Origin of the sequence: Nocardia sp. NPDC050413, assembly GCF_040655475.1 — a bacterium.
Taxonomy (GTDB): domain Bacteria; phylum Actinomycetota; class Actinomycetes; order Mycobacteriales; family Mycobacteriaceae; genus Nocardia; species Nocardia coubleae.
Map to the genome: position 1 here is coordinate 259,630 of NZ_JBFAJZ010000003.1, position 14,482 is coordinate 274,111.

Annotated in this window: 10 protein-coding genes; 6 read left to right on the forward strand and 4 right to left on the reverse strand. The window is 62.7% G+C overall.

From position 1 onward, the window contains the following. The first annotated feature begins 14 nt into the window (after positions 1–14). The 6 genes from AB0I19_RS11020 (at position 15) to AB0I19_RS11045 (ending at position 7,756) form a co-directional block, all read left to right on the forward strand. On the forward strand, positions 15–1,205 hold the full coding sequence (locus tag AB0I19_RS11020) for a hypothetical protein (protein WP_357147216.1): 1,191 nt from the start codon (positions 15–17) through the stop codon (positions 1,203–1,205). A 10-nt stretch (positions 1,206–1,215) separates the two neighbouring features. After that, positions 1,216–2,439 (forward strand): hypothetical protein, encoded by a 1,224-nt coding sequence (locus AB0I19_RS11025; RefSeq protein ID WP_357147219.1) that lies wholly within the window; start codon positions 1,216–1,218, stop codon positions 2,437–2,439. Positions 2,440–2,445: 6 nt separating this feature from the next. After that, entirely contained in the window at positions 2,446–3,642 is a 1,197-nt protein-coding gene (locus AB0I19_RS11030; RefSeq protein ID WP_357147222.1) for a hypothetical protein, read from the forward strand. Positions 3,643–3,734: 92 nt separating this feature from the next. Continuing rightward, complete coding sequence (locus tag AB0I19_RS11035) at positions 3,735–5,336, forward strand: serine/threonine-protein kinase (RefSeq protein WP_357147728.1); 1,602 nt, start codon at positions 3,735–3,737, stop codon at positions 5,334–5,336. Positions 5,337–5,485: 149 nt separating this feature from the next. After that, entirely contained in the window at positions 5,486–6,580 is a 1,095-nt protein-coding gene (locus tag AB0I19_RS11040) for a hypothetical protein (RefSeq protein ID WP_357147225.1), read from the forward strand. A 3-nt stretch (positions 6,581–6,583) separates the two neighbouring features. Next, a complete protein-coding gene (locus AB0I19_RS11045) occupies positions 6,584–7,756 on the forward strand; it encodes a hypothetical protein (protein WP_357147228.1) in 1,173 nt (390 codons plus the stop codon). Between the two features lie 339 nt (positions 7,757–8,095). Here AB0I19_RS11045 and AB0I19_RS11050 read toward each other — a convergent pair whose 3' ends face one another. From AB0I19_RS11050 to eccCa, 4 genes are all read right to left on the reverse strand, one after another. Further along, positions 8,096–8,401, reverse strand: coding sequence for a WXG100 family type VII secretion target (locus tag AB0I19_RS11050; protein WP_357147231.1), 306 nt, complete (start codon positions 8,399–8,401; stop codon positions 8,096–8,098). Positions 8,402–8,439: 38 nt separating this feature from the next. After that, entirely contained in the window at positions 8,440–8,754 is a 315-nt protein-coding gene (locus AB0I19_RS11055) for a WXG100 family type VII secretion target (protein WP_357147234.1), read from the reverse strand. 123 nt (positions 8,755–8,877) lie between these two features. Continuing rightward, positions 8,878–10,350 carry a type VII secretion-associated protein gene (locus AB0I19_RS11060; RefSeq protein WP_357147236.1) on the reverse strand — a complete coding sequence of 491 codons (1,473 nt, stop codon included), beginning with the start codon at positions 10,348–10,350 and terminating at the stop codon, positions 8,878–8,880. Further along, positions 10,332–14,366 carry a type VII secretion protein EccCa gene (gene eccCa, locus AB0I19_RS11065; protein ID WP_357147239.1) on the reverse strand — a complete coding sequence of 1,345 codons (4,035 nt, stop codon included), beginning with the start codon at positions 14,364–14,366 and terminating at the stop codon, positions 10,332–10,334. Before eccCa ends, AB0I19_RS11060 begins: the two co-directional genes overlap by 19 nt. Positions 14,367–14,482 lie beyond the last annotated feature (116 nt).

The following is a 14,482-nucleotide window of genomic DNA, read 5'->3' on the forward strand; positions in this document are numbered from 1 at the left end:
GTTTCGCAGTTCAGGTGGCAGTCGCCGGAGTCATCACCGCCACTGTCGCCGGGTGCGGCGGACAGGTGTCCGGCTCGGCCACGCGGGAGGCGCCGGATACCTCGGGCCTCGACTTCGGCAACTACCAGACCGAACCTCGGGTGGTCGGCAATGCCAAGAGTCTGACCCAGGCGCGAGCGTGGGAGGCCCAGCGCCTCGCGGACTACGTGGCAGTCCCGTTCGAGGTCGATCCCGCGTACGTCCGTGACGCGCGATTCGATTCGTTCGTTCCGAGCACTCAGATCGTGTTGAACCGCAAGGGTCTCGGCGGGCTCATCGTCAACGACACCTTCGACGAGGTCGCCGAAGACCTCGTCGCCGGCTGGCTGAACTCGTGGGCCACCGAACTCGACGCCGAGAACAAGTCGCGCAAACTGCATCTCTCGGTGCTGATGTTCCCCGACGCGAAAACCGCGGAGTCCGTGGGTCCGACGCTCGAGCACGACGACTTCACCTTCAACACCGAGAACGTGAAGGTGCCGATCACCAAGTACCCCAAGACTTTCGCGCATTGGCGTCCGTCGGTGTCGTCGATCGGTTCGTGGACCGTGCACGACCGCTACGTCATCTTCATGAAGATCGATGACGAAACCCGCGCACCGGACCTGCCGTGGCTCACGAGCCAGGTGGAGAAGACACTCGAGGTGCAGATCCCCCTGCTCGACAAGTTCGTGCCGACGCCCTCGGACAAACTCGAGCACGTTCCGCTCGACCCCACCGGACTACTCGGCCGCACCCTGCCCTCGGATCCCGGCGCACCCGTACGCGCGCAGCCCGACGGGTACTCCACCGGCCGCGGCGCGTTGAGCTTGTTCGCCGAACCGTCACCGGATGTGCTGGCCGATTTCGCCGAGCATCAGATCGACCTCATCACCTTCGGCGAGGCCGTCATCTTCCGGTCGACCACAGCGGCAGGCGCGAATGGCATGTATCAGGAGGCGATTGCCCCGGCGGACGACAAGCAAGAGGTCGAGGCGCCCCAAAAGCTTCCGGTGCCCGTCAAGTGTTTCGCCAATACCTACAAAGACTCCGAGGGCCAGGTGAAACCCGTCGACCACATCTGCTACCTGCAGGTGGACCGCTACGCCGTTCAGGTTCGCAACAAGAACCTACAGGACCTGCACCAGCAGACGACCGCACAGTACATTCTGCTGGCCGCTCGATAAGGAATCCGCGATGAAGAATTCCCTGCGGCTTATCGGGCTGCTCACCGTACTGACTCTTGGATCAGGCTGTGCGTCAACGGTTTCCGGTCAGGCCAAACCAGGCGTCACCCCCGTCGACATAGCCGCGTTGAAGACCGGCGCCCAAGTCGTCGAGCCCACTCCGTTCGAACTCAATTTCAGCTCGCATACCGCACAACGCATCAGGTTGATCGAGGGTCGGCAACTGCTGAATCTTCTCGTCCACCCGATCGATTTCATGCCGAGCCTCACCGAACTGGACCACACTCGGATCTTCGCCGATTCGTCCGAGATGTCGAAGACCGGCGGCCTGCCGAGCACTTTCAACCCGATCGTCGACCAGAACGACCTGGTGTCCGGGGTGTCGACAGTCCGGACCAACGGCAGTGCTCGCGCCACCGAGTCGATGTATGTGGGAGTGCTGCATTTCGGTACAGCCGAGAATGCCAAGAACGTCTCCACCGGCATGTTCGAAGTGAGTACGCGAGGCGAGCCACCCCGCCAGCCGATCGAAATCCCCGGCTACCCCCAGGCCAACGGCACCATCGGGACCGCAAGCGTCAATGCGTTCCAGGCGCACGGACCGTTCGTGGTCGTCACCTCGATCCAGCAGCCCCAGCCCGACCGCACGGCCTTGCCGCAGAAGATCCAGATGGTGCTGGACGCCCAGATCAAAGCGCTGGACTCCTACAAGCCGGTTCCTGCCGACGACCTGCTCGACCTGCCGTTGGATCAAGACGGCATCATGCGCCGGACCATGGGCAAATCGCCGGCCGGTGACCCGTTCGGCATGAGTTTTCATCAGGAAGATTTCGGCACCTTCCAGCACTCGGGCATCTTGCACTACGAACGCAACACTCTCGAGACCCGCAAGGCATTCGAAGCGGCGGGCGTCGATCTGGTCGGCCGCCGCTACAGCACCGTTTACCGCACGCGCGACGTCGAGTCCGCGTTCCTGCTACAGACCGCGCTGGCCCGACGTGGCAAAGAAGACGCCGTGCTGGATCCGCCGCCCGGCATTGCCGACGCCCAGTGCGTGCGGCTCTCGGATGCCGACCCCAACCGCGGCTACAACGGCTTCTGCGTGCTGGTGCACGGCCGTTACGTCGCGGTGGTGATGGCAATGGCCACTGCGTCTCGCACCGCGCTCCAAGCCGATCCGGTGTTGCAGGAGCGGACCGCCGCGCAATATCTGATCCTCGAGAAGAGCGAGTAGACGACCATGCGAAAGACCCGCGCCTACAGCACTTTTGCCGCCCTCGCTCTCCTGCTCGGTGCCTGTGGTGACGATCCGGAACCGGCCGCACCGCCCGCACCCCAGGTCGATGTGGCGAAGCTGGATTCCGGCAATTACCCGACCGCGCCGCTCGATGTCGAGAGCACCCGCACCGCCATGTCGGGCGCGTTGCGCGAATCCATCCGGATCGCCGCCGCCTCGCCGACCCCGTACGACTACGACAATCGATTCGTCTTCGCGGCCCGTCCCGGTCACGCAGTCACGGCCGAAGCTCCGCCTTGGTATCCCGGTACCGATTTCGAGAACGGCAAAGACACTTCGGCTGCCATTCCCGGTGTGGTCGCGGGGTGGGAAACAGCCGGGCAACGACGTGAGGAGTTCAACGCGGGCCGCGAAATCGACACTATGGTCGTGCGTTACGAAACCGCCGATCAGGCCCGCTTCGCCGCCGATGAGATCGGCAAGCGGACCAAGGGTGTACCGGGTCCCGCGATTCCGGATCACCCGGAAGTCCAGACCCGTGTCGATATCAACAAGGGTTCGTACACGACCCAGTACTTGCGCGCCTGGCTGCTCCGGGGCGACCTGCTCATCCACGCGAGTCTGTCCGACCCGATCAGCATTCCGTTCGACGCGGCGGCCGATGCCGACATCGTGAAGCGTTTCTTCGACAAGCAGCTCGAACTGCTCGCATCGTACAAACCCACGCCGGTAGCCGATTTCGGGAAACTACCGCTCGATGTCGACGGTCTCCTCGCCCACACCCTTCCGGCGAAAACGAAGGAAAGCGAGGGCGCGGCCTACCCGGTGCAGGCAGTCCTGCATCTGGCGGGCTCGCGCCGCGACAAGCTGATCGCCGCCATCACCGATGCGGGCATCGATTACGCCAGCTTCGCCGGCGGATCGGTATTCCGTGCGCGTGACGCCGATGCCGCCATCAGGTACATGGTCGCCGAAGCAACCGATTCGACGACCGAGGACCACATGAAGGTGGACGGACCGGCCGATATGCCAGGCGCGGAGTGCTACAACGCCAAACCCGAGGTGAAATACGCCTCCGACGCACCGCCGATGTGCATCACGACCATAGGTCGGTATGTCATCAAATCCCAGAGCATGAATCTGCAGGACGCCCAGCAACAGCTGGCCGCCCAGTACAAGCTCCTGCACGGTTTCAGCTGATGAATGCGTGGACGGTGCGGTAACGCGGCACCTGTTAGATTGCCCTGGTTGGCACGTGCACTGCGGGGCGCGCGAAGGATGAGGAGATGCGAATGGCCTTGCGGCCCGGCGCAATTGTAGGTGGCTACCGAGTGATCAAGGTCCTCGGTGCCGGTGGCATGGGCACCGTCTACCTCGCCCAGAACCCCAGCCTGCCACGCCGCGACGCCCTCAAGGTGCTCAGCGGCGACTTGTCGACCGACTCCGAGTTCCGCGCCCGCTTCGAACGTGAGGCGAACCTGGCGGCCGGCCTGGACCATCCCAATATCGTCGCGGTGTACAACCGTGGTGACGAGGACGGTCAGCTCTGGATCGCCATGCAGTACATCGACGGAACCGACGCCTCGGCCGAGGTCGCGAAGGGCCCGGCGCGGATGCCCGCGCATCGCGCGCTGCGCATCATCGGCGAAGTCGGCAAGGGCCTGGACTACGCCCATCGCCGCGGGCTGCTGCACCGCGACATCAAGCCGGCCAACTTCCTCATCGCCGCCGCCGAGGACGGTGACGAGGAGCGTGTGCTGCTCACCGATTTCGGCGTCGCGAAGTCGTCGGACGACGGCCAGGAACTCACGTCCACCGGCAACATCATGGCCACCATCGCCTACGCTCCCCCCGAGCAGCTGATGGGTTCCAAGCTAGACCACCGCGCCGACATCTACAGCCTCGGCTGCTCCCTCTACAAACTCCTCACCGGCCAAAACCCTTACCCGGCAACAGTGTCGGCCATGGTGATGATGGGCCACCTGCACGAACCACCACCGCGTCCGACCGCCGTCCGCCCCGACCTTCCGCCCGCGATCGACCACGTCATCGCCAAGGTGATGGCCAAGGACCCCGCCCAGCGCTACAACACCTGCCGTGAGTTCGTCCAAGACGCCCACACCGCCCTCTTCGGCGCCCCCATGCAAGCCCCTGCCTCGCAAGGCTTCCTCACGACGCCGAGCATGCCTACTGCTCACACGACCGGGCCGAGGACCATCGCCACCGAACCGGTCGGTCAGCCGCGGTGGACCACCGACCCCAGCCGACCTATCGCTACGAACACCGGCTACCACGGCAGTGTCCCGGAAAGCGACATCGTCACCGCACGTAACCCCCAGCCGTTGCGTTCGCCGAAACGAGCGCGAAAGTTCTTGTTACCTGGCTTGATTGCGCTCCTCGTCGCAGCACTGGTCGGCACAGGTGTGTTTGTTCTGACGAGACCAGATGGTGCGGCAACTGCTGGTGACCCGATGAGCGAAGCCAGAGCCCAGAACCCCCAGTTCAGCGGCAAAACCATCACGGCCTACAACTTCGGCAACTCCAGCCTGTCCGTAGTCTTGAACCCCAGCGACCAGTGGAAGTTCCTGCGAGATTTGGATTTCGACTACAATCCGGAATTCAAAGCGGTCGGTAACGAGAAGTCGCCGAGAGCGCTATCCGTCGGCGACTACAACGTGAAAAACACCACGGACGTCGTGCTCATCTTTCGAACAGATAGCCAAGCCGGCAATGGCGGATTCCGCGGACTACCATATTCGCTAACTGGCGGTAGCGGAAAAACCGTCATCATCGATGACGCAGCCACGATCCAAGCATTCCAGGTGTGGAGTGCTCAGTCGGAGCAAATTCTCATTGAGAAGATGGTACCGATCATAGCCAAAGCCTTGCAGTAGAAAGTAGCTGATACTCGATGCATGCGGGTCGTCGCTCCTCATTTCTCCACGTCCTGCGATCGTCGGCCATTGCCGGGGCCGTGGCACTTTGCACCGGATGTGGTTCAACAGTCGTCGGTACACCGCAACCCGGAACCACGACGGTCGACGTGACCAAACTTCGAGCAGGACCGTTCCAGACCGATCCCACGCCCTTCAAGTTGAATACCGGTGTCGATGAGCCAGATAGTGTCCGTCTAATCGAGGCCCGTCGCATACTCAATTACCTGATCCAGCCTTCCGACATAGATCCGGACGTGCACAATCCAGGGACCACCGCCGTGTTCGCAACTCATGTAGGGATACCAGTCTCTGCAGGAATTCTGGATGAACACAAGAGTGTGACAAAAGACAATGTCAAGTTCATTGCCGGAGCTGCTTCCGTTCGAGACAACGGAAGTGTGCGAAACCCCAAGGAAATCAGCGTCGCAATTCTGCAGTTCGAATCCGAACTAGAAAGCGACCGTGCAGCTGCGGAGCTCAATAGGATTTCAATGGCGTCAGGCGAACGCGACAGCACCGTGATACCCGGAAATCCCGGTACTTATTCGTCGGCTCTCGGGAATTCGCAGATAGATACTTGGCAGAAGCACGGGCCATACGTCGTTCTGGTCAGCGTAAAGGAACAAGCCGGCAATATCGATGACCTGATTTCCGAAGTGGACGCCGCGCTCGATGTTCAGAAACAAGCACTGGATTCACAGCGCCCGATACCCCTGGACGATGTCCTCGATACACCCCTTGACCCTGACAACATCGTCAGGCGAACAATGGACCGCGACAACAGAGACACGATCATTTCCACTGACGATTTCGGAGTTTACCTGCCTGCCGGGATCCTGCACTTCCAGAGAAACCCTGTGGATGCCAAGAACGAATTTGAGAAATCTGGCGTTGATCTCGTCGGAAAGCGGGCTAGTATCGTGTTCAGAACACGGGATGTGGAAGGAGCTTTCAGCCTGCAGACTTTCCTGTCACGCAGGGGGAAAGACGACACTGCCCTTGACCCTCCACCAGGGATCGCGGACGCACAATGCGTTCGGTTCGATAGCATCGATGACAACGAAGACAACGCCCTGTGTGCTGTCGTACATGGCAGATATGTCGCTGTTATTTCAGGCAGGTCCACCGGATTTACGCATCTCGACAGCGGCCTCCAGGAGCGTACAGCGGCCCAATACATAATCCTGGAGAAGTGCGAGTAAGCGATGCAGAAACGATTCGCAGCGATCGCTACTGTGCTTCTGGTTTACACCGGAGCCTGCAGTAACGACAAGGCGACATCCGCACCAGCGATCGACACAGCTAAGCTGGATGCGGGGAACTACGCGACTACCCCTTTTGATGTGGAGACCCTACGCAACGCTTCCTCCGGTTCGATCCGCGAAGCTATCCGCATCGGCGCCGTGACCCCGATCCCGTTCGAATACGACAGCAGATTTGCGTACGGCCCCGATTACAACCGAAGCCAAATAATAACGCCAGATGAACCACCCTACCCCGACGAAGTCGGAATCAAGCTGGAACGTAAGAACTTTTCAAATGAATTCCCGGGCTTGGTTGCTGGGTGGCGCACCCACGGCACCCGCCGATTAGAAATGAACATGGGTAGAATTATTGACACGTACACAGTCAGATTCGATACACCCGAAAGTGCCCGAAACGCGGCGATCAAAATGTCAACACTCGCTCCGGGCACAGCGTATTCGTTAGCAAAGTATGGCGACGCGTACACGAAAGTGACCCAAGCTGAGCCATCCGTAACCGCCAAGATGCATTCTTGGCTTGTCCAGGATGACATGGTTCTCTACCTGCAGATCAGGGATCCAGTTAGTCGACCGTTCGACCCACTCGACAATGCCGAGATCATCGAAAAGTTCTACGACGCTCAAATTGAACGGCTATCAGGATACATTCGAACTCCGATCAACGAGATATCTCGTCTTCCATTGGATGTCGACGGAATGCTTAGTCGCACTCTTCCAGCAGAGAAGTTCACCAGCCGCAATGGTGTAATTCCCACCCATGTTGCTGTCGCGCAAGCTCAAAAGCCAGTGGTGGTGTCCGCCGCATACAAAGACGCGGGCGTGGACTACATCGTGTGGAGTGGCGCCTTTGTCTACAGGGCCAAAGACTCAGCTGGCGCCGAGCGACTCGCAGCCGCATTCGGAAGCGATGCGCTTTCATCTGGGGCACCCATGAAAGTGGCTGACGCGCCGCCAAATATGCCGTCAGCGCTCTGCAATGTCGGCGACACCGACCGTTCCATCCCGCCAAGCTGCAGGTTCACGGTAGGCAGGTACTTGGTTCGAGTCGGTGGTGCAAATCTTCAGGACGTCTACCAGCGTGCTGCGGCACAGTACCTCCTCCTAACCGAGTAGGAGCAGGACGGTCGGTGTAAACAACTGGCCATCCAACAAAGGCGACCCACTACGCCAGCAGTGGGCCCTAAGAAGTCAGATAAGCACTCAGCGCGCCTTCTTAATATGGCGAAAAAGATTCGCGGCGCAATTGGTTCCGCCGATTCGAAATTGAACTCTTCAGCTGCTTGACTCGCCGCATAGCGTCCATAGCCTCCTGAGAGAGCCTCCTGAGAGGAGAACTTGACAGGAGCTGCGAGCAGCGCCGGGTACGAGACTCGAGGTCTCCCCGTCGGATCCACCAAACAACGAGCGGGTGGTTCCGGCCGTGCCGAACCCACCCGCTCGTCAATTCAGAGGCTACTGCGCCAGCATCGCCGCCAGGCGTGCGTCAGTGGCGCGCATGCTCTCGGCACCGGACAGGGTCGTCGCACCGATCTTCTGGAGGCTCGCATTCAGGTTGAGCGAGTCCTGCGACCACTTCGTCTGCATGATCGTAAACGCAGCCGAACCCTCACCCTCGGACCAGTTCTCCTCGATGAAGCGCTGGAACTCGTTCTCGTAGTCCTGCAGAGCGGTGGTGATGTTCTGCGCCTGCGCCTTCAGACCCGAACCAGCGTCATCAATCGCGGCGAAGTCGTACCTAATGTTACCGATGTCAGCCATTGTGTTCCTTTCGAGAGAGATCTATAGAAGTGGAGGACCTAGGCGTCCATGTTCAGCTGGCCGCTTTGAATGATCTGCTGAGCATTCTCGACTTCCTTGTCATCGATCGTGGAAGCAATCGTCGAAACGGTGTCGGACGCCTGGTACAGAGCGTCGTTCAACTTCTTCGCGTTGGCGAGGTACTCCTGCATCGAATTCTGGAAGGCCTGGCCCGCAGCACCCTGGAACGCAGGACTATTGACGTCGCTCGCATGCCCCTCGGCCCGCGTGATCATCCCCTGGATCGCGTCGTGCTTGTCCTTCATCCTGGTGGAGAACGCCTGGATCTCCGCAGGAGTTGCGTTGAATCCCATCTTCTGGCTCCTTCGTGGTCAGCGGTGGACCAGACCCCCCTGGTGGCGATCTGAGCCCTTCATATTGGTTGGACGCACCGACGGTGTGTTCGGTTCCGTCATTTCGGAGAAAATTTCCTGGATCTACGGCGTGATTGCGACAGATCTCATCACGTCCTCGCACGCTGATCCGACAGTCCCCCATCCTTCTGTTCCATGCTGGCAACCAACATTGGTTTGGACACCATGGTCTAGCAGGACATACCACCTGACGACGGACCCGTCACCAGGAAGTTCTTGGTAGCCGATCCCCCGGCGCCCAGCGAACACCACGTCACGTTCCGGTGTAGTGAAGCGACCAGGCTGTGCCCGCTCGATTCGTGACGTGATGTCCCTTAGCACTTCATCATATCCGGCGAGATCTGCAACAGTGTTGTACGTCACAGTGATTCGGGCCGCCGCCGCGGACTTCGGTGTCAGTACCGCTCGTTCCGGGGTCGAAACCGCCGCGAGCTGCCAGTTCGCGGGGATATCGAAGGAGACGCGGCCCATCACATGGTTGGGTGAAGGTGTTGCCGGTCGGCTGGACAGCGGCACAGATTGTGTTGTCGGCGGTCGCTGAGTGGGGCTCGAGGTGGTTGTCGTCAGCGCGGCTTCGGCCGCCGAAGCCTCCCCGTCACCGCCATCGACCGCTATGAGGCCGACGACGCCCAACGAGACCAGAACGAGTACAACTACGGCCGCCGCAACAACTTTCGCCATCCCGGCGCGTGGGCTGGGCGCTGACACCGCTGCGCGCTCACGCAAGGTTCCGACCCAATCCCGGCGGTTCGGTTGGCCTGGCGAGCCTTGTGCGCCATTTGTGCGGGGTTGCGGAGGGAGCAGGGCGGTGAACGCCGACGACTGCACCAACGGTGGCTGAGCGGTCCAGAGCTCGGATACGAAATCGCGGAGCTGCTCATCCAGCGAACCGTCGTGCTGTCCGATCACGATCACGGTCGACGGGCGGTGGCCCTCCACGACCTGACGGATCATCGAGGCCAGACGTTCGAAGGCCGCTTCGTCCAGTTCCTCTGCGCCCAAGGTCGGATCGTGCTCGCATGCGGTGAGCCGCACCTGATCGTGAGCGCGCGTGACGGCACTGACCGTGAGGTGGAGGGGCTCGACCTCCACCACGACAATCAGTTCGGAGGAAGCCAAGGCTTGCCGCAACGAAGCGACGCGCGTGGCGAGCGGCTCGAGCGTCACAGCACTCGAATGCCTGGCGAGCGAGTTCTCGAAGACACCGCGCTGCGCCGAGGACCACGAACCAGGGTGTGCCACAGCGATTGCCGAGCCTGGAGTTATCGGACTCAGCCCGGAGAACAGCTGATCGACCACCGCATTCACAGCTTCGAGCATCGACACCGGTGTCGGACTGAATCCGATCCATGCCGCGTCGGCCATGGTCAACACAGGTGCCGACGGCTGCTCGGCCCCGACGGGAGCTCCGACCGCGATCCCGCCCTGAACGGGCAGTACCGAAGGGAGCACATCAGCGTGGTGGGCAGCGGTGCGCGCCCAGATGCGCGCACCGCCGATTACTACGTCAATGACGCTCACAACGCCGGCGACCATGCCACCTGCACCAGGTCGATCGCATTTCTGGTGATCAGAGTGCCTCGGCCAGGAGGCATCGCACTCGGGCGGATATTGCCGAAGAGCTGGCCTTCGTCGCGGCTACCGCTCATCACCATGCCGATGCAGCCGACATCACGCATGCGGGAGATGACCGGCTCGTAGAGGGCGCGCGACGCGCCACCCGAGCGACGGGCGATGATCAGGTGGAAACCGATGTCCTTCGCGTGCGGGATGTATTCCACCAGAGGCGTCAGCGGATTACCCGACGACGTGACTACCAGGTCGTAGTCGTCGATGATCAGGTAGAGCTCCGGACCCGACCACCAGGAGCGGGCGCGCAGCTCCTGCTGGGTGATGTTCGGACCGGGCATCCGTGATTTCAGGATGCCGACGACCTGCTGGACGAAGGGAGTAAGAACTTCCGACGACGGCGCGTAGCCGGCGAGGTGATTCCCCTCGACCGTTCCGAGCAGGGTCCGGCGGTAGTCGCCGAGGATGATCTTCGCCTGCCCGGGCGTATTCGATTCCACCACGCCCTGGCAGATGCCACGCAGCAACGCGGTCTTACCGCACTCACTGTCACCGAACACCAAGAAGTGCGGCGTCTCCGCGAGATTCAGCATCACCGGGGCGAGTTCGGACTCGTTGACGCCGATCGGAACCTGCAGGTTCGGGCGCGACGGGTCGATGCCGGCGGGCCAGTCGTTCATCGCGCGCAGCAGGGATGCGCGATCGAGCTCGTCGGGCAGGGTGCGGGTGCCCGGGGCCGGGCGGCCCGGGGTGCGCTGGGCGATCAAGTCGACGGCGTGCGCGACCCCGGTGCTCAGATCCGTCGGGTCCGAACTGCCGTCGACCCGCGGCAGCGCCATCAGCATGTGCAAGGCGTCGGGCGTGATACCGCGACCGGGCCTGCCCTGCGGAACGAGCGAGGCGAACTTGCGTCCGATCTCGGAGTCCATGGGGTCACCGAGGCGGAGCTCGATGCGGGTGCCGATCTGGTCCTTGAGGGCAGGGCGGGCTTCCATCCACCGCGACAGCGAGATCACCACGTGCACGCCGTACGAAAGGCCTTGCAGCGCAAGGTTGGTGATCTGCTGCTCGAGGGCTTCGTAGTCCTGGCGGATCGTGCCGAAGCCGTCGATCACCAGGAAAGCATCGCCATAGGGGTCGGCGTGGGCACCGGCCGCGGCGGGGCTGCTGTTGGGGTCGGAGGCGCGCAGGCGCCGGTATTCGGCCATGGACTCGATACCGAGCTGGTGGAAGCGCTTCTCTCGCTGCCGAACCAGAGTCGACATCTCCGCGACGGTCCGGCGGACCTTGTCGGGATCGAGACGGCTCGCCACCGAACCCACGTGCGGCAGGCCTTCGAGGCTGCCCAGGGTGCCACCACCGAAATCCAGGCAGTAGAACTGCACCTGTTCGGCCGTGTGCGCCAACGACATTGCCATCACGAGCGAACGCAACGCAGTCGACTTACCCGATTGCGGGCCACCGACGATCGCCACGTGGCCGCGTGCACCGGACAGGTCGAGCATCAACGGGTCACGACGCTGGTCGTAAGGCTTGTCGACGATGCCGATCGGCGCGCGCAAGGTGGCCGCGGCGGAGTACTCCCCCGTGAGAATCGACCGCGGAATCAACTGATCCAACGTCGGCGCCTCGTCCAACGGCGGCAACCAGATCTCGTGGGCGGGACGCCCATGGCCCTGGATGCGGGAGACGAGCATGTTCAGGTTCGACACCTGGTCGTTCTCGTCGCCCGTCGGCTCCGGCTCGTACTCGGCCTCGACCGGCAGCGGGATGCGGTCGGAGGTGCGGAAGTCGACGTGGGTGGCGCTGAACGGGCGGGCGTTGACGTCGATCTCGCCGCCGACGATGCCCGCGCTGGTGACCTCGCGCTGGGAGCCGCCGCCGACGTAGGGGCCGGAGACGTAGGAGGCCTGGAAGCGCTGGATCTCGCCGGAGTCGGCTTTGAGGTAACCGCCACCGGGTGAGTTGGGCAGGTTGTAGGCGTCGGGGACGCCGAGGACCTGGCGGGACTCGTTGGCGGAGAAGGTCTTCAGGCCGATGCGGTAGGACAGGTGGGACTCGAGGCCCTTGAGCTTGCCTTCTTCCAGACGCTGGGAGGCGAGCAGCAGGTGCACGTGCAGCGAGCGGCCGAGGCGGCCGATCATCACGAACAGTTCGGCGAAATCGGGGTGCTGGGTGAGGAGTTCGGAGAACTCGTCGAGCACGACGAACAGGGCGGGCAGTGGGTCGAGGTCGGCGCCCGCGGCGCGGGCCTTCTCGTATTCGGAGACGTTGGCGAAGTTGCCCGCCTGACGCAGGACTTCCTGGCGGCGGTTCATCTCACCGGCCAGGGCGTCTTTCATACGGTCGACGAGGTCGGCTTCGTCTTCGAGGTTGGTGATGACGGCGGCGACGTGCGGGACACCGTCGAGGCCGAGGAAGGTGGCACCACCCTTGAAGTCGACCAGGACGAGGTTGAGCTGGTCGGGTGAGTGGGTGGCGAGCAGGCTGAGCACGAGGGTGCGCAGGAACTCGGACTTGCCGGAACCGGTGGCGCCGATGCAGAGGCCGTGCGGGCCCATGCCGTTCTCGGCGGCTTCCTTGATGTCGAGTTCCACGGGGGCACCGTCGGCGCCGAGGCCGAAGGGCACGCGCAGGCGTTCACGGCCGTACCGGGGACGCCACGCGCTGGCCGGGTTGAAGTTGCCGATGTCGCCGAGGTTCATCAGCTGCGCCCAGCTGGTGATGGCCTCGGACTCGTCGGTCTCCACATCGCTGCTGCGCTGGGTGGCGGCGCGGTAGGGGGCGAGGCGACGGGCGGCCTGCTGGGCCTGCTCGGCGCTGACGCGGTCGATGGTGGCGAAACGTTCCTGATTGCCGGTGGCACCGCGGCCGAGGCATTCACCGTTCTCGACGACCATCTTGATGCCGCGCGAAACAGCAAGGCGCGGTGCGTAATTGCACAGGTCGATGATGGTGACGCCCTCGAAACCGGACTCGCGCAGCTGGTCGTCCTCGGCCTCGAGCAGACCGCCGTCGACCACGATCACCACGTGCACCATGTTCGGGTTGTTCGGCTGGTTACGCGAGTAACGCACCCGGTTGCCGAGCAGCGGGTGCAGGCCCGACATCGCTTCGCGGATGGAGCCGTAGAACATGCGCTGGGTGCCGACACCGTCGGTCACCTCGGGGTGCTGAGTGTGCGGCAGCCACTTGGTCCACTCCCATTCACGGGCGGTGTCGGGACCGCACACCACCGCGACCAGCACCTGGTCGGGGGCCTGGAACATGCACAGCTGCAACAACATCGCGCGCGTCATGTCGCGGGCCTGGGCGCGGTCGCCGTCGAGGGCGATGGTGCCGAAACCCTTCACCGCGATGGCCGTCGGCAGGTCGGGGACGGTGGAGTGCGCGCGGACGAAACGACGGAGGGAGACCGCCGCGATCGGCTCGAGTTCTTCGACGGGACCGGTCTCGGGGGCCACGAGGCGGGTCGCGAGGCGCTGACCACCCAGGCCGATGCGGGCGTGGCAGAAGTCCTTGTCGCCGGAGCGTCGCTCCCACATGCGGCTGGTGCCGGCGAGCATCCAGATCAGGCCGGGCTCGGGGTGACTCCACTCGACGGCGGCGCGCTGCTGCTTGGCGGTCTCGTCGACGTCCTTGCGGACCTGATCGAGATAACGCAAGTAGTCTTTACGATCCTCGTTGGCCTCGGCGGCCTTGGCACCCTTGCCGTTTCCCTGGCCGAACATGGTGACCATCGACATGATCATCATCAGCGGGAACATCATCGACATCGGGTTGGACAGCATGCCGCTGCCCTGGGTGAACATCAGCGCCATCATGCCGACCATGCCGACCACCATGACCACGGGCATCAGCTTCATCAGCAGATTTCCGGGGGTGATGCGTGGGATCTCGGGCGGCGGCTGGAGGGTGACTTCGCCACCGGGCGTGCGCGGCATCTCGCGCCGGGCACGGCGCTGGAACCGGACTGTGCTCATGGTCGAAGACTCCCCCTGCTTGACTACTCGCTGTCTGTCCTCGCGACGGGCTCAGTGTAGAGGTCGCGGCCGACATGTCGTATGGTTCGTCAGGCATTCTGCTGTCCGAACGGTGG